This window comes from Clostridium sp. JNZ X4-2 (assembly GCF_054889485.1).
In genome coordinates this window covers 1,366,139-1,390,745 of sequence record NZ_CM142685.1, presented here as the reverse complement: position 1 = coordinate 1,390,745, position 24,607 = coordinate 1,366,139, and the positions used below count along the sequence as shown (strand labels likewise).

At 33.4% G+C, this 24,607-nt stretch carries 23 protein-coding genes and 1 other annotated feature; all 23 genes read right to left on the bottom strand.

Annotated elements, in window-relative coordinates:
• Window positions 1-255 precede the first annotated feature (255 nt).
• The 23 genes from nrdR to ACYUJ6_RS06600 all read right to left on the bottom strand — a co-directional run bounded on the left by nrdR (window position 256) and on the right by ACYUJ6_RS06600 (window position 24,600).
• On the bottom strand, window positions 256-711 hold the full coding sequence (gene nrdR, locus ACYUJ6_RS06710; protein ID WP_461845057.1) for a transcriptional regulator NrdR: 456 nt from the start codon (window positions 709-711) through the stop codon (window positions 256-258).
• A gap of 125 nt (window positions 712-836) precedes the next feature.
• Window positions 837-1,106, bottom strand: coding sequence for a YlmC/YmxH family sporulation protein (locus ACYUJ6_RS06705; protein WP_369703426.1), 270 nt, complete (start codon window positions 1,104-1,106; stop codon window positions 837-839).
• Between the two features lie 63 nt (window positions 1,107-1,169).
• Window positions 1,170-1,943, bottom strand: coding sequence for an RNA polymerase sporulation sigma factor SigG (gene sigG, locus ACYUJ6_RS06700; RefSeq protein ID WP_369703425.1), 774 nt, complete (start codon window positions 1,941-1,943; stop codon window positions 1,170-1,172).
• A 73-nt stretch (window positions 1,944-2,016) separates the two neighbouring features.
• Window positions 2,017-2,724 (bottom strand): RNA polymerase sporulation sigma factor SigE, encoded by a 708-nt coding sequence (gene sigE / locus ACYUJ6_RS06695; protein WP_461845056.1) that lies wholly within the window; start codon window positions 2,722-2,724, stop codon window positions 2,017-2,019.
• A gap of 50 nt (window positions 2,725-2,774) precedes the next feature.
• Window positions 2,775-3,584 (bottom strand): sigma-E processing peptidase SpoIIGA, encoded by an 810-nt coding sequence (spoIIGA, locus tag ACYUJ6_RS06690; protein ID WP_461845055.1) that lies wholly within the window; start codon window positions 3,582-3,584, stop codon window positions 2,775-2,777.
• 201 nt (window positions 3,585-3,785) lie between these two features.
• Entirely contained in the window at window positions 3,786-4,904 is a 1,119-nt protein-coding gene (ftsZ, locus tag ACYUJ6_RS06685) for a cell division protein FtsZ (RefSeq protein ID WP_461845054.1), read from the bottom strand.
• 19 nt (window positions 4,905-4,923) lie between these two features.
• Window positions 4,924-6,198 (bottom strand): cell division protein FtsA, encoded by a 1,275-nt coding sequence (ftsA, locus tag ACYUJ6_RS06680; protein ID WP_461845053.1) that lies wholly within the window; start codon window positions 6,196-6,198, stop codon window positions 4,924-4,926.
• A 195-nt stretch (window positions 6,199-6,393) separates the two neighbouring features.
• Window positions 6,394-7,668, bottom strand: a complete 1,275-nt coding sequence (locus ACYUJ6_RS06675) for a glycosyltransferase family 2 protein (protein ID WP_461845052.1) — start codon at window positions 7,666-7,668, stop codon at window positions 6,394-6,396.
• Between the two features lie 116 nt (window positions 7,669-7,784).
• The gene (locus ACYUJ6_RS06670) at window positions 7,785-8,840 is read right to left on the bottom strand and encodes a type IV pilus twitching motility protein PilT (RefSeq protein WP_461845051.1); all 1,056 of its coding nucleotides are present in this window, start codon (window positions 8,838-8,840) and stop codon (window positions 7,785-7,787) included.
• 340 nt (window positions 8,841-9,180) lie between these two features.
• Window positions 9,181-9,882: an RNA polymerase sporulation sigma factor SigK gene (gene sigK, locus ACYUJ6_RS06665; RefSeq protein WP_461845050.1), complete on the bottom strand. Its 702-nt coding sequence runs from the start codon at window positions 9,880-9,882 to the stop codon at window positions 9,181-9,183.
• 104 nt (window positions 9,883-9,986) lie between these two features.
• A complete protein-coding gene (locus tag ACYUJ6_RS06660) occupies window positions 9,987-11,648 on the bottom strand; it encodes a penicillin-binding transpeptidase domain-containing protein (RefSeq protein ID WP_461845049.1) in 1,662 nt (553 codons plus the stop codon).
• A 78-nt stretch (window positions 11,649-11,726) separates the two neighbouring features.
• Entirely contained in the window at window positions 11,727-12,950 is a 1,224-nt protein-coding gene (locus ACYUJ6_RS06655; protein WP_461845048.1) for a peptidase U32 family protein, read from the bottom strand.
• A gap of 1 nt (window position 12,951) precedes the next feature.
• On the bottom strand, window positions 12,952-13,599 hold the full coding sequence (locus ACYUJ6_RS06650; protein ID WP_461845462.1) for an O-methyltransferase: 648 nt from the start codon (window positions 13,597-13,599) through the stop codon (window positions 12,952-12,954).
• A 17-nt stretch (window positions 13,600-13,616) separates the two neighbouring features.
• Window positions 13,617-14,642, bottom strand: coding sequence for an endolytic transglycosylase MltG (gene mltG, locus ACYUJ6_RS06645; RefSeq protein ID WP_461845047.1), 1,026 nt, complete (start codon window positions 14,640-14,642; stop codon window positions 13,617-13,619).
• Between the two features lie 15 nt (window positions 14,643-14,657).
• Window positions 14,658-16,481: a translational GTPase TypA gene (typA, locus tag ACYUJ6_RS06640; protein WP_461845046.1), complete on the bottom strand. Its 1,824-nt coding sequence runs from the start codon at window positions 16,479-16,481 to the stop codon at window positions 14,658-14,660.
• Between the two features lie 164 nt (window positions 16,482-16,645).
• Complete coding sequence (locus ACYUJ6_RS06635; RefSeq protein ID WP_461845045.1) at window positions 16,646-17,014, bottom strand: YlbF family regulator; 369 nt, start codon at window positions 17,012-17,014, stop codon at window positions 16,646-16,648.
• 28 nt (window positions 17,015-17,042) lie between these two features.
• Window positions 17,043-18,710: a ribonuclease J gene (locus ACYUJ6_RS06630; RefSeq protein ID WP_461845044.1), complete on the bottom strand. Its 1,668-nt coding sequence runs from the start codon at window positions 18,708-18,710 to the stop codon at window positions 17,043-17,045.
• Window positions 18,711-18,880: 170 nt separating this feature from the next.
• Window positions 18,881-19,345 carry a Fur family transcriptional regulator gene (locus ACYUJ6_RS06625; RefSeq protein ID WP_369703410.1) on the bottom strand — a complete coding sequence of 155 codons (465 nt, stop codon included), beginning with the start codon at window positions 19,343-19,345 and terminating at the stop codon, window positions 18,881-18,883.
• 157 nt (window positions 19,346-19,502) lie between these two features.
• Entirely contained in the window at window positions 19,503-19,754 is a 252-nt protein-coding gene (locus tag ACYUJ6_RS06620; protein ID WP_461845043.1) for a DUF1292 domain-containing protein, read from the bottom strand.
• Between the two features lie 46 nt (window positions 19,755-19,800).
• Window positions 19,801-20,214 carry a Holliday junction resolvase RuvX gene (ruvX, locus tag ACYUJ6_RS06615; RefSeq protein WP_461845042.1) on the bottom strand — a complete coding sequence of 138 codons (414 nt, stop codon included), beginning with the start codon at window positions 20,212-20,214 and terminating at the stop codon, window positions 19,801-19,803.
• Window positions 20,215-20,276: 62 nt separating this feature from the next.
• Entirely contained in the window at window positions 20,277-20,528 is a 252-nt protein-coding gene (locus ACYUJ6_RS06610) for an IreB family regulatory phosphoprotein (protein ID WP_369703408.1), read from the bottom strand.
• Between the two features lie 61 nt (window positions 20,529-20,589).
• On the bottom strand, window positions 20,590-23,229 hold the full coding sequence (alaS, locus tag ACYUJ6_RS06605; RefSeq protein WP_461845041.1) for an alanine--tRNA ligase: 2,640 nt from the start codon (window positions 23,227-23,229) through the stop codon (window positions 20,590-20,592).
• 91 nt (window positions 23,230-23,320) lie between these two features.
• Window positions 23,321-23,510: a binding site (T-box leader), on the bottom strand.
• Between the two features lie 64 nt (window positions 23,511-23,574).
• Entirely contained in the window at window positions 23,575-24,600 is a 1,026-nt protein-coding gene (locus ACYUJ6_RS06600) for an AI-2E family transporter (protein ID WP_461845040.1), read from the bottom strand.
• Window positions 24,601-24,607 lie beyond the last annotated feature (7 nt).

The window sequence follows — 24,607 nt, the reverse complement described above, 5'->3', positions numbered from 1 at the left end:
CCCCCGCTGGATAAGTTCTTCCCCTAAAGAATAACGTATTCTAAGCGCTAAAAGCACTAAGAATACTGTTAATAAGGTTCAGGTACAAAAAGCATCCCTTATGAACAAGCTCCGCCTGAACCTATAAATCACTTTATATAAAATACTTTAAATATATTTTAACATCATTTAATGATAACTGGAAATATATTTAAAAGCTTAACATTCTTAACTCAAATTTAACATAAATAAAATGGTATACATATGCATACCATTTTATTTATTTGAAATAAGATTTTTTATCTCTTCCATAAAAGTATTTATATCCTTGAATTGTCTGTAAACAGATGCGAATCTTACATAAGATACTTCATCCACCTTTTTTAAGCTCTCCATAATCATTTCTCCTATTTCAGAAGAGCTTATTTCCGTAAGCATTTTATTATTTACTTTTTTCTCCACTTCATCTGCTATGCTCTCAATTTGTTTTCTTGAAACAGGTCGCTTTTGACATGCTTTTATAAGTCCGTTCAATATTTTATTCCTATCAAAATACTCTCTATTCATATCCTTCTTTATGACTAACAATGGTACGTTTTCAATTTTTTCATAAGTAGTATACCTTTTATTACAGTTCAAACACTCTCTTCGTCTCCTTATAGCCATATCATCATCTGTAGATCTAGAGTCCACTACCTTACTTTCTCCATATCCACAATAAGGGCATTTCACCTTAATTCACGTCCTTTGTATAATATAATATATAAGTAATTATACACCTTTTTGCTGAAGATTCTACTGGTTATTTTAATTATTACAGCTTACGCTATAACTTTATTTAGACAATATAGAACTTTTTAAACTTTGTCTGCCAATTTTTCTCCATCTATTAAAATTACATCTACCCCTATCTTTTTTATATTTTCCCAAGGTACTTCTATATCTTCATTTTTGCTAAACAAGGATATTTTAGAAGTCTGAGAAGGCAAAACAACAGATATTATCCTGTGTTCATCACAGTCTATCTTTAAATCCTTTATAAACCCCAATTTTGTACCGGTGTTTACATCTATAATTTCCATATCCTTTAAATTAGTCAAGGAAAATAAATCACCTTCCATATCCATGTATGTACACCCCTCCATCCTTTTTTATAAAACATAAAATTCAACTTACCATATATTTAGCTTTTATATATAATTCCTCATATGCCTTAATGCAGTCTTTTCCAGTCTAGATACTTGAGCTTGAGATATTCCTATTTCATCTGCCACCTCCATTTGAGTTCTGCCATCAAAAAATCTCAAATTAAGAATCAATTTTTCTCTGTTATTTAATTTTTTCATGGCTTCCTTTATAGCTATATTTTCAAGCCAATTTTCATCTACATTTTTAGTATCACTTATCTGATCCATTACATAAATAGCATCTCCTCCATCATGATATATGGGTTCAAATAAAGATACCGGATCTTGAATTGCATCTAATGCAAATACCACTTCTTCCCTAGGTATTTGTAATTCTTTAGCTATTTGAGATATAGTTGGCTCCTTGTTATTTTCTCTTATTAATCTATCTCTAACTTGAAGTGCTCTATAGGCAATGTCTCTCAGTGATCTGCTTACTCTTATTGAGTTGTTGTCCCTCAAGTATCTTCTTATCTCACCTATAATCATAGGAACTGCATAAGTTGAAAATTTAACATTTTGACTTAAATCAAAGTTGTCAATAGCTTTCATAAGTCCTATACATCCTACTTGAAATAGATCATCTACGTTTTCTCCCCTATTGTTAAACCTCTGTATTACACTTAACACCAATCTTAAATTGCCTTTTATAAATTTTTCTCTGGCACTATTGTCCCCTTGCTGCATTTTTATTAAAAGTTCTTTCATTTCCTTTCCTTTTAGAACTGGCAATTTTGATGTATTTACGCCGCAAATCTCAACCTTATTAATTATCATGTAATCAGCCCCTTTAGAATATATAGCATTTTAAGTATTTACTAAGAGGCCGGATTTTATACTAAAGACAACCTTACAACATTTTATTTATTTCCTTTTTTAATCTTTTTATTATTCTCTTTTCAAGTCTGGAAATATAGGACTGTGATATACCCAGCAAATCCGCAACTTCTCTTTGAGTTCTTTCTTTTTTGCCATTCAATCCAAATCTCAAATTTACTATTTCCTTTTCCCTGTCACTTAATTTTTTCATGGCAATAACCAAAAGCTGCCTATCTACCTCATCTTCTATAAAATTATATACCACATCATTATCAGTGCCTAAAATATCAGAAAGCAGTAATTCATTGCCATCCCAGTCCACATTTAGAGGTTCATAAAAGGAGATTTCCGCCTTTACCTTGCTGTTTCTCCTCAAATACATAAGTATCTCATTTTCTATGCACCTGGATGCATAAGTAGCTAATTTTATCTTCTTTTCGGGATTAAAGGTATTTACTGCTTTTATAAGTCCTATAGCTCCCACTGACACCAAGTCTTCCACATTTACCCCTGTGTTTTCAAATTTTCTGGCTATGTAAACTACTAATCGAAGGTTTCTTTCTATAAGCGTAGACCTTACCTTTTCGTCTCCTGAAACCAATTTTGAAACCAATTCTTCTTCTTCCTTTTTACTCAGAGGCGGTGGCAGTACATCATTGCCGCCTATATAATATATATCTCTTATTACAAATTTAAATTTCACCAGTATCCTGTTCAATAACATTTTTAACTTAAGCATAATTATCCTCCACTATCAATTGTTTTTTACTATTTATATAATTGTGACCATTACATTACTCCTCTGGATAAAAGAGCATGATAATCACCAAGTTTACTTAATTTTTCCTGGCAAATGGCAATTATAACTTCCCTGTATTTAACTTCTTCTCCCAAATCTATTTTTATTATATCAGGCTTAAAACCTTGAAGCTTTCCACAGGCACCATTTATAACCCTATAAGGTATATAGAATTCACATACCCCTTCTAAATTTATGTTTTCAAGTACAGATTTTTCAACTATTATTACTGGTAAATTAGTTACCGGTTCCCTGAGTTCATTTCCAGTATCCAGGAAAGCCTTAACTGTTTTACATTTATTTTTGAATACAATATCCACATTGTAGACTAGTGTATACAGATTGTTTCTGTCTTTGACATAAACCACTAATCTGTCAATAGTTATATACAATAGCATAAGTGAAGTAAAAAGCCATTGATATGGAAAATTGATTATAATAGGGCCATCCACATAAGAATATATGCTATATTGAATAAATATACATAACCCCGCCAGCAGCATTGAATAGAGAATAAATACCGATAATATTTTCAGATTAACCATAAAACCTCTATTGCCAAAAGAAACATAAACCAATACAATTGAAACTATGATTTTGAAATAAAAGGCGGAAAACAAGCTCAAACTTGGGTAAACCAGCGTAATTGTATAAATACTCCCCATGGCTGCTGCTAGAAACATAAATCCAAATCTCATTTTTAATTTGAGAGTTCTGCCAGTAATGTATAACAAGAAAAAGTCCACTGTTAAATTTATTAAGATTAGCAAGTCTATATATACAACCAAATATGCAATCACCTCCACCCTTATCTCCTGTATTTGCTTTTAATTATATACCTATGTATTTCAAAATTTTGTCATTTCTTAATTTTTGCTAATATTTTTATCTTCTATAATATGTCACAAAATTTCCTTTTATTCCTATATGATTTTTACCACTTGAAATTTTCAGCTAAATAAAAAATCACAGCTGACATTAGTTTGCCAGCTGTGATTTTCTCACTTTTTCTGCCTTCTTAAAAAAGCAGGTATTTCTAGGTTATTCTCATTGAATTTTTCGTATTCTACAGAAGCAGCTGCTTCATTTCTACTATTTCTTATACCTGTAGGGTTAGAAACATCTGTGTCTGTTTTGGAAGATGCCTCTCTTTTAACTTCTCCTTTATCCGATTCAAAACCCGTTGCTATTACAGTAATCCTTATTTCATCCTTTATATCCTCATCTATAACGGCTCCAAAGATTATGTTTGCATCAGGATCTGCTGCTTCTTGAACTATTTCAGCTGCTTCATTTATTTCCAGCAGCCCAAGATCCTGCCCGCCGGTTATATTTAAAAGCACCCCGGTAGCACCAACTATTGAAGTTTCCAGCAGAGGACTTGATATTGCCTGTTTTGCCGCATCCTGAGCCCTGTTATCACCATTTCCCTTTCCTACACCCATATGTGCAAGACCCTTATCTATCATAATTGTTCTTACATCTGCAAAGTCCAGATTTACAAGTCCAGGTATAGTAATTAAATCTGATATACCTTGTACACCTTGTCTTAAAACATCATCGGCAAATTTAAAAGATTCCATTAAAGTGGTTTTTTTATCCACTACGGAAAGAAGTCTTTCATTTGGAATGGTAACCAGTGTATCTACTTTTTCCTTCAAATTTTTTATTCCCATTTCTGCATGCAGCATTCTCTTTCTGCCTTCAAAGGGGAAAGGTTTGGTAACTACACCTACAGTAAGTATTCCCATAGATTTAGCCAGCTCTGCAATTATAGGTGCTGCTCCGGTACCAGTTCCCCCACCCATGCCAGCTGTAATAAATACCATATCTGCTCCCTTTATAGCCTGAGATATTTCATCTTTATTTTCTTCTGCAGCCTTCTGTCCTATCTCTGGATTGGCTCCTGCCCCAAGACCTTTGGTAAGTTTATCTCCTATCTGTATTTTTTGTGATGCCTGTGAAAGCATCAGTGCCTGTTTATCTGTATTTATAGCTATAAATTCAACATTTTTTAATCCTTCTTTTATCATTCTATTTACAGCATTGTTTCCTCCGCCACCACATCCTATTACTTTTATCTGAGCAAACTGCTGAACATCAACATCGAAATCTAACACAATACCTCTACCTCCTTTATTAAAAAAAATCCGTAAAAAAATCTTTTATTTTTGATATAAATCTATTGCTCTTATCTTCCCTTTTCGTTTCTTCTTCATCTTCAATTATTTTTTTATAATCAGGTAAATTATCATTTTTAGTTGGACTCATATCCATGGTATTTTTAAGTTTCATAGAATTTGAAACGTCCCTTACTACTCCAACTGCTGTAGCATACAATGGACTTGCTGCCCCTATATACTTAGGGATTCCAATTCTTACAGGTTTTCCCAGAATACTTTTGCCAATCTCCACTACACCATTTATCAGTGCCATACCACCACCCACCATTACTACTCCGGAAAGCTTGTCATAATACTCAGATAATCTTATTTCTTTATTTATTAGTAAAAATAACTCTTCAACCCTAGCTTCTATAACCTGATTTAAGATATTATAATCAACCTTTACCTTATTATTATAATTGGCATTTATTTCTATTTTAAAATTATCCTTAAGTGAACCTGAGCCAACACTTCCATACTTTATCTTAAGCTTTTCTGCTTCTGAAACGGGAATTTTGAGACACACCGCAATATCATTGGTTATAATATTTCCACCTAAAGGTAAAGTGCTTATACTTCTTAACTCTCCACCTTCATAAACATAAATGTTTATGGATTCTGAACCAATATCCATAAGAACTATACCTCTTTGAATTTCTTCTTCTTTCAATACTACACCGGATATAGCTATAGGCTCAAATACTACTCCAAGTACTCTTATTCCAGCCTTATTTACACTTTTAAAAATATTATTTACTACAGTTGATTGGGCAAGTATTATCTGTGCATCTACCTCTAATCTTAACCCGCTCATACCTATAGGATCTTTTATCTTATCATAGCCGTCAATTATGTACTGTTGAGGTATTACCCCTATTATTTCTTTATCGTTGGGAATGGTAATTATTTTAGATGCTTTTAAAACTCTTTTTACATCATTTTTCTTTATTTCACGATCTTCTGAAGATACTGCAACTACTCCCTTATTCCAAATAAGCTCACTTATTCCCCCTGGTAGAGATATATAGGCTTCAGTTATTTTCGTGTCCACCATTCTTTCCAGTGAACTTACGCATTCTTTTATAGATTCCGATGTACTATCTATATCTACAACTATTCCTCTTTTTACACCACTGCATTTTGAAGAAGTTATGCCCATTATCTGTACTTCAGCATATTTGTCCATTTTTCCAGCAGCAGCACAAATATTAGAGGAACCTATATCTATACCGACTATATATTCATTCATTAAAATATTTCCCTCCTTTGTATAAAGAGAACCATTAAAAATATATATTCCACAAAAAGTCTAATTTTCCTCTTATATTTTATCACATTTCAATAAAATCTCAAATACAGTTAAATAATATTGATTTATTCTTTCTATAACATAAAATAAAAGGAAAAGACTTACAGCCCTTTCCTTGATAAAACCTATTTATTTTCAATTAGCTTTTTCTAAATCTTTTATCTTTACACTTCGGCTGTGGATAGTATGATTCCACTCTTTATTGTTTTTACCCATTATGCCTAGAAGTGAAATGGGAAACCAGGTAATGGCATACAATGGATATATTATGTAATACAAAAATGTTTTAAAATTTAACTTTTTCTCCAAAATCAATATAAATGGAGTGTACACAAACTGTAGTATTGAAAGCAGTATCATAGATACAGTAAACAGGTCAAAATTGATAGAGTATACAATTGTATTAAAATTAGATATTAAATTGAATGTTTTCATGATGTACTGAACTCCACCGCTCACAGCTGAAATTCCTATAAGCACCGTTATTATGGGTTGAATGCTGTAAAGAGCACAATCCATCAATATAAAATTACAGTTTCTTATGGACTCTTTTATAAGTTTAAAAAAATACCTGCTGGATACATCCGTAAATCCCTGCATCCATCTTTTCCTCTGATTCCAGGACTGCAGCAGAGTAAGTGGTTTTTCGTCATATATTATGGCATCATGGGCCCAGCCTACCTTATACCCATGTAATATCAGCTTGCAGGTAAATTCCAAATCTTCTGTAAGACATGTAGCACCCCATCCTAGTTTCTTCAAAATGTCCGTATCTATTGAAAAACCCGTTCCTCCCAATTGAGCTGATAGTCCTAGATTACTCCTTGCCAGCTGAAACATCCTATTATTGGTCCAAAATGCTATTGAATAACTGCCTGTAATCCAAGTATCACCAGGGTTTTTGCTGTCTAGATAACCTTGAACAACTTTATATCCCTTGGAAAGCTGTTTATTCATTTCCTTTAAAAAGTCCTTGTGAACAAGATTATCCGCATCAAATATTACAATATCATCATAGTTTTTCTCCATATTAAAAATTTTATCAAACATCCACTCAAGTGCATACCCCTTGCCACGTTTTCCCGTGCTATTTCTTTCATACACATAAGCTCCCTTTTTTCTTGCTTTCAACGCAGTTTTATCCGTGCAATTATCGGCAATTACAAAAATATCATATAATTTTTTAGGATAATCCAGTGCTTTTAAGCTCTCTATAATATCACCAATTACAATCTCTTCATTGTGAGCTGCTATAATCAATGCAAAACTTCTTTTTGGTTTTATCTCTTTAGTATCCTTTTTTCTAAGTACGCCAAAAAATGATATGCATAAGTAATACATTGATATTATATAAACTGCATAGGTTAAAACACGAGAGACATCATGAATTAATTCTTTGAAAATGCTCACTTTAATCCCCCCTAATTCAAAGCTATTTTAGCACAAATAAAATTTAATTACTATAGCAATTTAAAATAATATATAAAAAGGGATAGACTCATCACTCTATCCCTTTACATTTAATTCTACAGAGAAATTATTCTAGAAAGCATATTGTTGTCAACAGCATAGGCCATGGCAGACTCATAGGATATGAGCCCATTTCTATAAAGTTCCGCCAGTGACATGTCCATAGTCTTCATTCCATATTTTACTCCAGTTTGCATTGAAGATTCTATCTGATAGGTTTTCCCCTCTCTTATCATATTCTTAATAGCTGTAGTTGCAACCATAACCTCAATTGCCGGTATTCTGCCCTTGCCATCCAGCTTAGGTATGAGCTGCTGGCATATTACACCCTTTAGTACCGCTGCCAGCTGTATTTTTATCTGCTGCTGTTGATACGGTGGAAATACATCTACAATCCTCTCTATAGTCTTAGCAGTGCCTGTGGTGTGTAAAGTGGAAAACACTAAATGCCCTGTTTCAGCTGCAGTAATGGTAATAGCTATGGTTTCAAGATCCCTCATTTCTCCCACCAAAATCACGTCTGGATCTTCCCTAAGCACTGATTTTAATGCATTGGCATAGCTTAGAGAGTCCCTGCCTATTTCCCTTTGACTTATTATAGATTTATTGTGTTTATGTAAATATTCTATTGGATCTTCAAGAGTTATTATATTTGCAGCTCTAGTAAAATTAATCTCATTTATCATAGCTGCCAAGGTAGTGCTTTTTCCTGAGCCTGTGGCTCCTGTTACTAAAATTAATCCCCTTTTACAATCTAAAAGTTTTTTTACTACATCTGGAAGCTTAAGTTCATTTAAAGTAGGTATTTTTAAACCTATAACCCTTATTGCAACAGCACAGCTTCCCCTTTGTTTAAATAAGTTTACTCTGAATCTTCCAAGTCCCGGTATTGAAAAAGATATATCGGCCTCTCCCTTCTTATTGTATCTTTCATAATCCTCTTTCAATATCTCCCTGGAAAATTTTTCAGTATCCGCCGGCTGAAGTTTTTCCTTTCCCAGTCTCTTAAGCTCACCATTTATTCTTATAACTGGAGGTGTCCCAACTGTTAGATGTAAATCCGATGCATTTTCTTTAATAGTTTCTTTTAATAGATCTTGAAGTACTACCATTTTAAGATCCCCTTTCTCAGGTATTCGTTTCCAAATAAATCCTGCTCTCAAACAAGATTTACCATTTCAATTTAAATCAGAAATAAAGCTTTCTATGTAAAGCTCTCTTTATCTATATTCGTCATCTACCTTTTATTTTTTATATATTTTTTTATTTACATAAAAATTATTTAATAAATTCAGAACCCCATTATAAAACTAAAAATTATGGAATGGAAAGATATTATAAATTCCATGTACATACCATTTATAAATTTACCAGAGTCTTTTATAAATCAAAATACGATGACATATACCATGGAATTTATTAAAAGTTTTATGTTTGTATTTTCCGCTAAAATTATTTTGCCCAGTAATTTAACTCTTTATATAACTTCTTCAATGCCTTTTTCTCAATCCTTGATACATAGGATCTGGATATCCCAAGTATTTTTGCTATTTCCCTTTGAGTTCTAGGCTTTCCCTCTAAAAGCCCATATCTCATTTCTACAACACTCTTTTCTCTCTGGGACAAACACGTATTTATTTTAGAATACAATTTTTTCACCTGTATTTTTTGTTCTACGATTTCAATTATGGAATCCTCATCGCTGCTCAGGACATCCATTAAAGATATTTCATTTCCCTCTTTATCCACACCTATGGGATCCTGAAGATACACTTCATTTCTAATTTTTTTATTATTTCTTATAAGCATTAGTATTTCATTTTCTATACATTTTGCCGCATATGTTGCCAACCTAGTCCCTTTGGAGCCGTCAAAAGAGTCTATTGCCTTGATTAGTCCCACGGTTCCAATAGAAATTAAATCATCCACTTCTTTTCCAGGATATGAATACTTTTTCACAATATGTGCTACCAGTCTCAAATTTCTCTCCACTAAAATACTTTTAGCAAGTAGATCTCCTTCTTTTAATTTTCTTAAATAATATGCTTCTTCTTCATCACTTAGAGGTTGGGGAAATGAGTTATTATTTGTGACATAAGCTGTCATGAATACTACATTCCCAATAATATCTAATAAGTAACTTGTTATAAACACGGGCTGCTCCTCCTAATAGTGCTTATTAATATACTATGAGCAGCTTTTTCAAAAAGTGCATATATAAATAAATTTAATTAACTTTTCATAAACAACAGACAATTTTAATTCAAGTATTGCTGTATATTTAAAACTATATCTTTAAAAATCGGAGCCGCAGTATTTCCCCCGCTTTCACTATCTTTATCTATATCCTTAACAAATACAACCATGGAATAATACTTCCCGCCTGATTTGAAAAATCCTACAAACCATCCATCAGAATGCTCTTCTGCAGATTTATTTTTGCCTGTCAATTCTATCCTCTGGGTGCTTCCGGTTTTTCCCCCAATTTCCATCCCAGCTATATAAGCAGTTTTTCCGGTACCATCTTTTACCACATTCATCATCTGCTTTTTCATTTCCTGAGCCGTAGATTTTTTCATTACAGAATTACTTATGGTATCAAATTTCTCTATGGTACTGTTTTTATCATCTACATAGGCATCCAATATATATGGTTTTACATATACTCCATCATTTATCACCGTATTTGGTATACTGATAGCTTCCATTGGAGTTATCCTAATATTCTGCCCTATAGCTGCAAGAGATAAGCTTCCGTCAGCATAACTGGGGTTTTTCACCTCAAACATCCCTGCCTTCTCACTGTCTAAATTCAAAGCTGTTTGAAACAGTCCCTGTTTTCTCGCATTATCATAAAAATTGTTAAATCCCACTTTATTTCCTATTTGGGCAAATACATCATTGCAGGATATGGTCAATGCTTCCTCTGGTGTCAAAGTACCATGAGATTCATTTTTTTCCTCATACAGCCCTTTGCAGGTAAACTTATCATTTACACTTATGCTCCCCTTATCAAGACCTGCTTCCTCTACTATAACTTTAAATATGGAGCCTGGAAAAAAGCCATGATTAGTTGCAATTCCCATATTTACATTGGGTTTACTGTCATCTTTCTGCACAAGAGCCTTTATTTTACCTGTATCTGCCTCCATCAAAACTACACCTATTTGACTAAACTTCTTATTTTCACTGTTATTTAATATATCTTTTATCTTGTCCTGTATATTTTTATTCACAGTCAATCTTACATTCACATTATTCTCAGGATAATTTACCCTTTTATCTATTATCTTCCCATCTACATCTCTTTCAAACACAACCTGAGGTTTCTCATTATCCTTTGTCTTTTCATATATCTGCATTTCCAAAGAGTTTTTATTCTTCATTTGATTATTCTCAGTTTTCCTGGAATTTGCAAGAAGATTTTCTATACTCCATACTCCTGTCTTGCTCATAGGAGAATATATATATGTATAAACCCCATTTACTCCAGTTATATCCTTCAACTTATTATAAGTACTGACATCTACTTCATAATATAGTTTTTCACTGCTATTTAATGCTCCAACTTTAGATAAATCATAATCACTGTTATAATTTCTAAGAGTATAAATTAAAGTAAGCATCTTTTCTGAATCCACATTTTCATTGTCTTTTAAAAATACACTGGGTGCTATTACCACATAATATTTTTTATCATAGTTTATAAGTTGTTTTCCGCTGCAGTCATATAAAATATAGTTTGCATCAGTCAAGTCCTCTTTATAAGAATACTGGGAATCTGCCATTACACTTAATTTATCACTTCCAAAATACTGTAATTTTATTATTCTGAAGCACAATATGGAAAATACTAAAATAATTACGCAGAATAGGATATACTGCCTCTTCTTTATTACATTTCTGTTTATCTTTAACATAAAAAACACCTCATCTAGACTAATTTCTATCCAAAATAAGGCATTTTATTCAGCGAGTTATAATTTTATTGTTTTTGTTCATATATTTTTAGGTTTTATCAGCATATCACCTTTTTTTAACCCCCTGTTTACTGCAGCAGTAAATATCATTTGGGCCACAGGAGCAGATTCTATGTATTCTCCCTCTTCATTTTTCATATTGCTGAGATATACGTTAAAATTGTCTCCCTTTGGACTAACTACCTCTACCATATCTCCGCTAAACACTTTATTTCTCTGTTCCACAACCACTGTACCCGTAGTATCATCATAATTTTTCACTATGCCAACTATATCATAATCTCTTATATAAGAGGAACTGTCATAAATCTGACTATTGGTATCTCCGAAATAAAATCCTGTAAAATAAGTCCTGTGACTTGCCTTCATCAAATCCTCCAACCATTTCTTTTCAAATACATATGCCTCAGGATTTTCAAAATAGGAATCCATTGCCCTTCTATAAGCCTTAACTACAGTAGCCACATAATATGCACTTTTCATCCTTCCTTCTATCTTAAAAGAATTTATACCCGACTCTATTAATTCCGGAATATGCTCTATCATGCAGAGATCCTTGGAATTTAATATATAATCCCCGTCTCCATCTTCAAACACAGGGAAATACTCTCCCGGTCTTTTTTCTTCCATTAAATAGTACTTGTATCGACAGGGCTGGGCACACTGACCCCTATTGGAATCTCTTCCTGTCATATAGTTTGAAAGCATACACCTTCCTGAATAGGACATACACATTGCTCCATGAACAAAAGCTTCTATTTCACAATCCTCCGGCAAATGATGCCTTATCTGTTTTATCTCTTCAAGTGAAAGTTCTCTTGCAAGAACTATTCTCTTTATGCCCTGCTTATACCAGAATATAGCAGACATCCAGTTTACATTATTGCTTTGAGTGCTTAAATGCAATTCCAGATCCGGCACAACTTTCCTTGCAGTCATTATTATCCCTGGATCCGACACAATTATCCCATCCACGCCTAATTTATATAATTTTTTTAAATACTCTTCCAGCCCTTCCAAATCATCATTATGCGGAAATACATTTACAGTTACAAATACTTTTTTTTCTCTTTCATGAACATACCTTATTCCTTCTATAAGTTCATAATCTGTAAAATTATCTGCAAATGCTCTTAAGTTAAGCCTGCTTCCTCCCAGATAGACTGCATCTGCTCCAAAGTTCACAGCAGTCTTTAACTTCTCCAGGTTGCCTGCAGGTGCCAATAGCTCTGGTTTTTTCATTTCAATTCCTCCTCATAGTAACAGATATGCCATCTCCTATAGGTATAATTGAAGTTATAAATTTATTATGGTCAGATATGATATTCAAGTATTCCCTCATTCTCTTTACTATAGTTATTTTTCTTTTCTCCACCAGCTCATCTGATGCAACCATTCCCCTAAACAATGTGTTATCTGCCACTATTATACCTTCTTCATCTAAAAGTTTTAAACAATAAGGTAAAAAATGATTATAATGTGCTTTTCCTGCATCTATAAATATAAAATCAAATTGTCCCTCTATATTTTCAAGTACCTCCAGACAATCTCCTTCAACAATATCTATACACTGCTGAAATTTATATTTTTTTATATTCTTTCTAGCAATTTCCACCATATTTCTATCTCTTTCAACAGTAGTTATATGATTTTTTTTATTAGAACTCAAACTCATTAAAATAGCAGAGTATCCAATAGCAGTACCCAATTCAAGAACCCTTAGCGGTTTTTTTATATTTATCATAAGCTCCAAAAATCCTGCTGTTTCTCTTTGCACTATGGGTATGGAATTTTTAAGTGCATACTCTTCCATCTCTCCTAATATTCCCTGATGATCATACAATAGGGACGTTATATATTCTTTTATATATTCATGCTCAACACCGCTCATTTTTACCTCCAAAAAAGTTATTCTCCCTGGGTAATTTTTTTAACATCTAAAAACTTTTCATTGCTGTCTGTAAAAAAATGAGTTCCGTCATTTTTAGAAACAAAATAAAGATAATTAGTTTTTTCTGGATTTACAGCTGCCATAATACATCCTTTTCCCGGATTGGATATAGGCCCTTCAGGGAGTCCATTCACTTTATAGGTATTATAAGGAGAACTTACCTGCAAGTCTTTATAATACACCTTATTCTTGTGTACACCCAATGCATACAATACCGTAGCACAGGATTGAAGCTTCATATCCTTATTTAACCTGTTATAAAATACAGAAGCTGCCTTTCCTCTTTCCTCAGGTCTTTTCACTTCTTTTTCCACTATGGAAGCCATTATTATAACCCTGTCCATATCCTGGCCTTTTAACTGCTTCCCAGTATCTTTCTGTATTTCACCTATAACCTGAGAAAACCTATTTAACATTACCTGAATTATATACTCCCCACTGCTTCCCTTTAAAAAATCATATGTATCTGGAAACAGGTACCCTTCCAGGGCATACCTTCTCTGTGAATCCTTTTTTATAAAATCCGGAAGTTTGTATTCTTTGCAGCTTTTTATAAAATCCGAGCTGGTTATTACTCCCCTTTTTTCTAATACATTTCCTATTTGTTCTATATCATATCCTTCAGGTATTATTACCTTTACAGGCCTGTCATCCTTAATTCCCTTTTCCAAGTAGGTTACAAAGTCATCCAAGTTTATATCTTTTGAAAAAGAATATATTCCAGGCTTTACCTTGGTACTGCCAAAGTGTTTATCTGCATACCATTTTAGCATAAGTGGACTTTTTATAAATTTGTCAGCATTTAAGTCATCTATAACTTCATCTAAACTTTCCTTTTGTTTTACATGAAAACTTATTTCTTTTTCATTGAATTTAAGTGGGTATCTTATATTTTGCAAGCAGAAATATAAGATACCACCAATTAATATAATTAAAGCCAAACTGCAGAGTAAAAAAATACTTTTTTTTAAGTCTCTTTTCACCGCCAACAACCCTTTCTATTTTCTTCTTATGGCCTTTTTCCTCAAATCTGTATTCAATATTTTTTTTCTCATTCTTATACTTTTGGGAGTAATCTCCACCAATTCATCTGAAGCTATAAATTCCAATGATTTTTCCAGGCTCATTTCAGTTACAGGCACTAATTTTAATGAATCATCAGCTCCTGATGATCTTGTATTGGACAGATGTTTTTTCTTGCATACATTTACTTCTATATCATCTGCCCTTGAACATTCACCAGCTATCATTCCCTCATATACTTCCACGCCTGGTCCTATAAATAAAATTCCTCTTTCCTGAGCATTAAAAAGTCCATAGGTTATAGATACCCCTGGTTCGAACACTACAAGTGAACCCCTTGTTCTTCCTGGTATTTCTCCCTTGTAATCTTCATATCCATCCAGTACATGATTCATTATACCATTGCCCTTGGTATCAGTCATAAATTCATTTCTAAATCCAATAAGTCCTCTGGAAGGTATTCTAAATTCCAATCTGGTATATCCGTTTATGGCCGAAGTCATATTCACCATTTCAGCTTTTCTTGGTCCAAGCTTTTCCATAACCACACCCATGAATTCTTCAGGTACATCTATAGTAAGGTATTCAATTGGCTCCAATTTTTTCCCATTTTTTTCTTTAAATATAACTGTTGGCTTGGAAACCTGAAATTCATAGCCTTCTCTTCTCATAGTTTCTATTAAAACCGAAAGATGAAGTTCTCCTCTTCCGCTTACTTTGAAACAATCCGCTAAATCAGTTTCCTCTACTTTAAGTGCCACATTGGTTTCCAGTTCTTTCTTCAGCCTATCTCTCAGATGCCTTGAAGTTACAAAATCTCCTTCTTTCCCTGCAAATGGTGAATCATTCACCATAAAGTTCATGGTTAGCGTAGGTTCATCTATAGCTACAAAGGGAAGAGCTTCCGGTTTTGAAGCATCAGCTATGGTTTCACCTATATTTATATCAGGGATTCCTGAAACTGCCACTATATCACCTAATTTTGCGCTATTTACCTCTTCTTTTTTCAAACCATTATACAAATAAAGATTGGATACCTTCACGTTTTCTACTTTATTTCCTTTTCTTATGAGTACAACTGGCTCATTTTTCTTTATACTTCCTCTTGTTATTTTACCCACACCTATCCTGCCTACATATTCATTGTGATCTATAGTTGTTATGAGAAGCTGCAGGGGCATATCCAAATAACCCTGGGGTGCGGAAACATTTTTTATTATGGTATCAAAAAGAGGTTCCATAGTAGTGGATTTATCCTCCATTTCTTTTTTGGCGAATCCTGCCTTTGCCGAACAGTATACTACACTGAAATCCAACTGTTCATCACTAGCTCCTAATTCTACAAACAGATCAAATACCTCGTCTAAAACTTCAGATGGTCTTGCATCTGGTTTATCTATTTTATTTATTACAACTATTGGTTTTAGTTTTAACTCCAATGCCTTTTTTAAAACAAATTTTGTCTGCGGCATTGGTCCTTCAGCTGCATCTACCACCAATAGAACACTATCTACCATTTCAAGTACACGCTCTACCTCTCCGCCAAAATCCGCATGGCCCGGCGTATCTACAATATTGATCTTAATTCCCTTGTGGGTCACTGAAGTATTCTTTGAAAGTATGGTAATTCCTCTCTCTTTTTCAATTGCATTTGAATCCATAACTCTTTCTTCAACTTTTTCATTTGCCCTAAATATATTGCTCTGTCTTAATAGTGCATCTACTAATGTAGTTTTGCCATGATCTACATGGGCGATTATTGCCACATTTCTTATATCATTTCTTGTAAATAAATTCATTCTTACTCCTCCAATTTATACTTAACCTATCGAATATATTAAAATACACGATAAACGCTCAAAAAAATTGGATACCTTTTTTGTATCCAATCTTAGAGCTGCCACATTTATTTTAATATCATAACATTAAAAAGTCAACTTTATAAAGCATCAGTTAACGGTTTTCACTGTATACTACCTTTATTTTTATCTTCTTCAAATGAAAAATCTATTCCTATGGCATCATTTAATATCTTCAGTATATCCTGCCACATGATACTAAATTTTTGTTCTGCCTGTATATACTCATTTACATAGGTGTTAGCTGAAATTACAGCTCCCATGCTTTTGAATTTTTTCATAACCTCATCTGAAACTCTTCCATTTTGAACCTGTTCTGAATATGCTTCCATCTGAATTTTTCTAAAATCACCCAGCATTGTTTTATAATCCTCATTGTCCTCTATTTTTTTACTGGATTTTTGAAGTGTCAGCACCTCATCAGTTTTCTTAAGTTCTTCTGCAAGTTCCCTTGCTTTATCATATATGCTCATTGTGAATATTCTCCCATTTAATACAATATTATATTTCCATAATTATTGGCAATATCATAGGTTTTCTCTTTGTCTTTTCATAGAGAAATGATCTAAGTACTTCTTTTACATTGGATTTTATACTTGACCATTCTGTAATATGTTTTTCCTGGCAATTCTTCAAAGCACCACGTACAAGTTCTCTTGCTTCTTCCATCAAATCCTCTGATTCCCGAACATAAACAAAACCTCTGGATATTATATCAGGTCCCGCAATAACAGTACCCGTTTCCTTTTCAATTGTAATTACAACTGTAAGTATCCCATCTTGAGAAAGATGTCTTCTGTCCCTTAAAACTATATTCCCCACATCTCCAACTCCAAGTCCATCTACAAAAACCTGACCGGATACCACCGTTCCAGTTTTTCTTATGGAATCTCTGGAAACCTCTATAACATCACCATTGTCTGCTATAACCACATTATTGGGATTTAGCCCAAGATTCATTGCCAAGTCCGCATGCTGCTTTAAATGCCTGTATTCTCCGTGTACTGGCATAAAAAACTTAGGTTTCACAAGAGTGTGCATCAGTTTTAATTCTTCCTGACATGCATGTCCGGATACATGAACATCTGCCAATGCTTCATATATTACCTCCGCTCCCTTTTTAAATAATTGATTTATCACTCCGGAAACTAATTTTTCATTTCCAGGTATAGGGTTTGCTGAAATTATTATTGTATCTCCTGGAATAATATTTACCTTTTTATGCTCGGAAGCTGCCATTCTGGAAAGTGCCGACATTGGTTCTCCCTGACTCCCTGTAGTTATTATAGCTATTTTATTCCCAGGGTATTTATTTATATTGTCTATATTGATAAGTGTGTTTTTCTTAATGTCTATATATCCCAAATTCATGGCTACTTCCATTATATTTTCCATACTTCTTCCGGAAATTGCCACCTTTCTGTCATATTTCTCAGCGGCTGTAATCACCTGTTGTATTCTGTGAATATTCGATGCAAAAGTTGCAACTATTATCCTGCTTTTTGCCACAGCAAAAAACTTTTGAAAGGTCTGTCCTACAGTCCTCTCGGACATAGTATATCCAGGTCTCTCTACATTGGTACTATCTGCCAGCATGACAGTTACTCCTCTTTTACCAAGTTCTGCAAATCTGGCTAAGTCAATCACACTGCCATCAATAGGAGTGTAATCCACTTTAAAATCTCCGGTATGCAGTATGATCCCCACAGGGGTAAAAACTGCAATGGCCATGGAATCAGCTATACTGTGGCTGGTTCTTATAAATTCCACGGACATATTATCTAATTTAATCACATCTTTTGCCTTTACGCATTTTAAATCCACTACGTCATTCAAATTATGTTCCTTTAATTTGGATTCAACAATACCCAACGTCAATTTAGTGCCATATACCGGTACATTAATCTCCCTTAACACATAGGGTAATGCTCCTATGTGATCTTCATGACCATGAGTTAAAAATATACCCTTTACCTTATCTACATTCTTTTTAAGATAGGTGATATCAGGTATGACTATGTCAATCCCCAGCATTTCTTCATCTGGGAATTTCAAGCCACAATCAATCACTATTATCTCATCTTTATATTCTATCACTGTAATATTCTTTCCTATCTCGCTTAGTCCACCTAATGGAATAATTTTTACTTTATCTTTTTCCTTTCGCAAAAAATCTTTCCTCCTTATTCAATTTATTTTGTTATTTTCACAACTAGTAATACGTAACTTACGAATAAACAATTCATAAAGCAGTATGAATATTAAATTTCAAAATACACCGAACCCACATTTTCTGCTAAATAGTTCTCCATAGATATACAAATTACAAATTGCAGTTATTATTTATATTTGCCTGACTTTTTACAGTCGCTGCATATTCCATAAAATTTTAAACTGTGATTTAAAATTTTAAAATCATATTTTTTTTCTATTTTTCTTTCCAAAGGCTCCAAAAGATCATCCGTTACCTCTATTATCTTTGAACATTTAGTGCATATCAAATGATGATGCTGGTGGTTTTCCTCCTTGTGTATTATTTCATATCTGTTACACCCGTCATCTAAATCCAATTTGCATATGACTCCTATATCATCCAGAAGCTGTACTGTTCTATAAACCGTAGCTAAGCCAATTTCAGGGCATTCACCTCTAACTTGATCATATATCTCTTCCGTTGTCAAGTGCTGACCCTCATTTCTTATTATAATATCAACTACAGCTCTTCTCTGGGGTGTAAGTTTATACCCCTTTTCCTTTAAGCTATTTTTTAATCTCTCTATTTCTGAAGAGGAAAGCTTTGACATCACTATACCCCCATTTCAACTTAAATTTAAAATATCTCCAGAACTTCTATATTATAAGTCTAATATAGTATAAAACTATTGTCAATTGAAAATCAATTAATATTAAAATTAAAAGTTTCACTTTATGAAGCTCCTAATTTTAATATTAATGGGACAGTTATTGAAATAAAGTTTCATATACTTCTGAAACCTCATTAAATTCATCTTCATCTTCCACCGTTGCAAAAATTTCTTCTCCATTTTCATCTTCTATTATTTTAAGTACTATGGCTTCCTCTGATTCTTTACATTCTTCAGGCATTGCAATAACATATTCCCTGTCTTCTATATCCAATTTAGTAACAACCTCAAATTGAACTTTTTTCCCATCTTCATCTTCCAGCACTAAATTTTGAATATTATTTTCCATATAAGTTTTACTCCTCTTAAATTAAAAATCCGCTTTACAAAAGCAATTATTTTGAAATACTGTCTAAATACCCCTGTAAAATATATGTAGCTGCCATTTTATCCACTATCTTTTTTCTCTTTGCCCTGGATAAGTCTCCTTCCAGCATAGCCCTATTGGCTGCAACAGTGGTTAACCTTTCGTCCCACATCTTTAGGGGCAGCTTTATAAATTCTTCTATGGTTTTACAAAATTTTATTACCTTTTCACTCTGGGGTCCCAGTGTTCCGTTCATATTTTTAGGAAGCCCGGAAACAATCAGTTCTACATTATACTTTTTGCAGACAGCTTTCAGCTCATCAATATCCTTTTCCTCGTTTCTTCTCCTTATAGTGGTAATTCCCTGTGCTGTAAATCCCAATGGATCACTTAGTGCAACACCTATAGTCCTATCGCCTATATCCAGTCCCAGTATTCTCACATTTTCACTCTCCTCAATTATTATGCTCATATTTAAAATAAAAATGCCCTAAAAGGACATTTTTATTTTATGCCTAAATAGGCTTTCAAGACTTCCTCAAGTATTTCATCTCTCTCAAGTTTTCTAACCAATGACCTTGCTCCATTGTAATTTGTTATATAAGTTGGATCACCTGAAATCAAGTATCCCACCAACTGATTTACCGGATTATACCCTTTTTTAATTAGCGAATCATAAACTTCAGTTAATATTTCTTTTGTCAGTGCTTTCTTGCTTTCAGAAATGTCAAACTGAATAGTATTGTCGTTGCTCATATATATCACCCCGCTAACGTTCTAATAAGTCTATTATAAAACATATTTCATAAAATGTATACTATCTAACTTTTTTTTCCATAATCATACTGCATTTTTCTATGGCCTCTCCTAATTTTTCAGGTAACTTTCCTCCAGCCTGAGCCATATCCGGTCTTCCACCTCCACTTCCTCCAGTTATGGATGCAATTTCCCTTATGATTTTCCCACAATGAATACCATTTTTTACTGCTTCCTTAGTTGCCATGGCTACAAGTTGGACTCTTCCATTTACACTGCTTCCCAATACCACCAGACAATTTTTATATTTACTTCTTATTTTATCCCCCAATTCTCTAAGGGCATTGGCATCAGCTTCTTTTAGTACGCCTGTAAAAAGGCTTGTGCCTCCAACCACTTTCACTCCATTTAAAATATCAGTTTCTGCATTTCCTGCTAATTTCAATTTTAACTGCTGAATTTCTCTTTCAGATGCCTTTAATTCATTAAATTGCAAATCCAGTTTATGAATTACTTCCTTTTCAGAGCATTTCAATTTACTTGATATTTCTTTTAACATATCATTTTTTGAATTTAAGTATTTCATTGCACTTTCCCCTGTAACAGCTTCTATTCTTCTTATGCCAGAAGCTATGCCGGTTTCAGAAATTATTTTAAACAATCCTATTTCACCAGAGTTGTTTACATGTGTTCCCCCACAAAGTTCTTTGCTGAAATCTCCTATAGATACCACTCTTACCTTATCTTTATATTTGCTGTCAAAAAGTGCTATTGCACCGCTTTCCCTGGCTTTTTCCAAAGACATCACTTCAGTTTTTACGGATTGAACCGCCATTATATTTTTATTCACTATATCTTCAATTTCCTCCAGCCTTTCACGGTTTAAAGGTTCGAAATAATTAAAATCAAATCTCAGTCTGTATTCATCTACATAGGAACCAGCTTGATGTACATGTTCCCCCAGAACTCTTCGCAGTGTTTCATCTAAGATATGAGTTGCAGTATGATTTTTCTTTATACTGTTTCTTCTATTTTCATCTACACTTAAAACCACATCATCACCCAGACTTAAGGTACCTGAAATTACCTTTATAAAATGAAGTATTTTACCTGCCACATTATTCTTGCAGTCTGAAACTTCACCTCTGAAATTTTCATTATATACAGTTCCGCTGTCTCCTACCTGACCGCCCATTTCAGCATAAAAAGGTGTATTTTCAACTACAATAACTCCCTCTTCCCCTTGGCCTAAAATGGAAACAAATTCTTCATCCTTCAACATGAGCTTAACCCTGGAATTTGATTTTAACCTATCATAACCTTCAAATATAGTATTCACTTCCAGAGGAATTTTATTTAACGGAGTATCTTCTGCACCCATATAATTTGTCTCCACTCTGGCAGCTCTTGCCATATTTCTTTGATTTTTCATATTCTTATTGAAGCCCTCCAGATCCGCGGTCATATTTTTTTCTTCTAATATCTCTTCAGTAAGCTCCACGGGAAATCCATAGGTATCATACAGTTTAAATACCTTATCTCCTTGTAATATGGAACTATTATCCCTCTTTAACTGGGTTATAAATTCATTCAAAATCTGAATTCCACTATCTATTGTTACAGCAAATCTTTCCTCTTCAATTTTTATGATCTTTTTTATGTAGTCTTCCCTTTCTCTCAATTCGGGATAACTTTCACAGGAATTATCTATAACTGCCTTAGAAATTTTATATAAGAAAGCTCCTTTTATTCCAAGAGATTTTCCGTGTTTTGCTGCCCTTCTCAAGAGCCTTCTCAGTACATATCCACGTCCTTCATTAGATGGAAGTATTCCATCACTTATCATAAATATAATACTTCTTATGTGATCCGTTATTATCCTAATGGATACATCGCTATTTTTATCCTTGCCATAAGGACTGCAGGACATATTACTTACTTCTTTTAATATGGCCTTTATAGTATCAACTTCAAATATGTTTTCCTTGCCCTGCATTATAACAGCCATTCTTTCAAGCCCCATACCCGTATCTATATTAGGTTTTGGCAGTCTGTTATAATTCCCCTGTTCATCCCTGTCAAATTGAGTAAAAACCAGATTCCAAAACTCCAATATTCTATCATTATCCCCTGCTTTTATAAATTCTTCTACTGTGTCTATTTTACCTTCTCCTTTATCATAGTGAATTTCAGAACAAGGCCCGCAGGGACCTACCCCATGTTCCCAAAAATTATCTTCCTTTCCCAGTCTAAAAATTCTTGAACTATCTATATCCGTATCCTTTACCCATATATCATAGGCCTCATCATCATCTAAATATATTGTAACATACAATTTATCCTTTGGCAGTTTCAAAACTTGAGTGGTAAATTCCCATGCCCAGGGAATTGCTTCCTTTTTAAAATAGTCTCCAAAAGAAAAATTTCCAAGCATTTCAAAAAAAGTACCATGCCTTGAGGTTTTCCCCACATTCTCGATATCTCCTGTCCTTATGCACTTCTGACAGGTAGTCACTCTGCTTCGAGGCGGAATCTTAAGTCCTGTAAAATATGGCTTAAGAGGTGCCATTCCAGCATTTATCAAAAGTAAACTCTTATCATTTTTTGGAACCAAAGAAAAACTATGCAGTCTCAAATGCCCTTTACTTTCAAAAAAACTCAAATACAGCTCTCTAATTTGGTTTAGCCCTAATTTTTCCATATACATCTCTCCTTTATATCGTTTAAATCATTCGCATATCAGTCATCATAGATTTAACTTTTGCTTAAATAAATAAAAACCCTTCACTCCCACAAGGGACGAAAGATTTTTTTCGCGGTACCACCCTAATTATACAGATATTTAAAATAAAATCCGTATCTCTTAAATAGTATAATACAAGTTCACAGACAGCTTCAACATATCTCACAAGAAGTTTGCACCTTCCACTTCCTCTCTTTATATATGAGAAAATATTTACTCCTTCCATTCATCACTTTATCATTCAATTAATATACAAATTATAAGTTAAATGCACACCTATGTCAATATTTATCTCCAGGTAAATCAAAATAAATAATAATTTAAGTCTTCATACAATATTTTAATTATAACTCCCATGGGCACTGCCAGTATCATTCCAATAAAACCTGCTGCTTTTCCCCCAATTATCAAAAGAAGTATTATTACCAGAGGATGCATACTAATACTATCACCTGTAACCTTTGGAGACAGTATATTGCCCTCTACCTGCTGCAATATATAAAGCCATATTGCAGTCCACAGTGCCGCTCTAGGGGATTTTACAATAGCTATAAATATAGCCGGCAGGGCACCGAATATAGGTCCGAAATATGGGATTATATTAAAGAATGCATTTAAAACAGATAATATTATGGGAAAATCCACTTTTAAAACTATTAAGATAAAAAGTGTAGCTATACCTACCAGGGCACTTAAAATCAGCTGGCTCATTATATACCTGCCCAATATTTTATCTGCATGGCAGCATACTTTTTCAATTATATTTCTACTGCTCATTGGAAATACAGAAAGTATTTTTCCGTTTATACATTCTCCATCTGCCAGTAGATAATAGGTTATTATGGGTATGACTATTATGGATAAAAAGTTTTGTCCTATATACATCAGTGAATCAAATATTTTGGCACATATATTCATAATTTCACTGTCAATTTTATTGTTTAAATTTACAGTCAGTGCATAAATGGTCCTATTATCTTGAACCGGCTTTAATTTCATATAAAAATTATCCACCATGCTTTGTATGCTGCCTGCAGCAGCCTTTAAACTCAAACTCTCCTTAAATAGAGATGGTATGAGGATTGCAAATGTACTTATTACTAGCAGTATCAGTAAACTTATCAAAAAAAAGGCGCTTATCCTTTTGTTTATTCCCTTGTTTAGAATTGAATTATATATTGGTTTTAGTGTATATGCTATTAAAAAAGATATAAAAACCAAATATATTATTTCTCTCAGCAGGGAGCTCATTATGATAAATACAATGACTGCGGCAGTGATTACTATCACTGTCAAGTATCTGATATTGCTTTTTTTATGAATATTCATAGATATC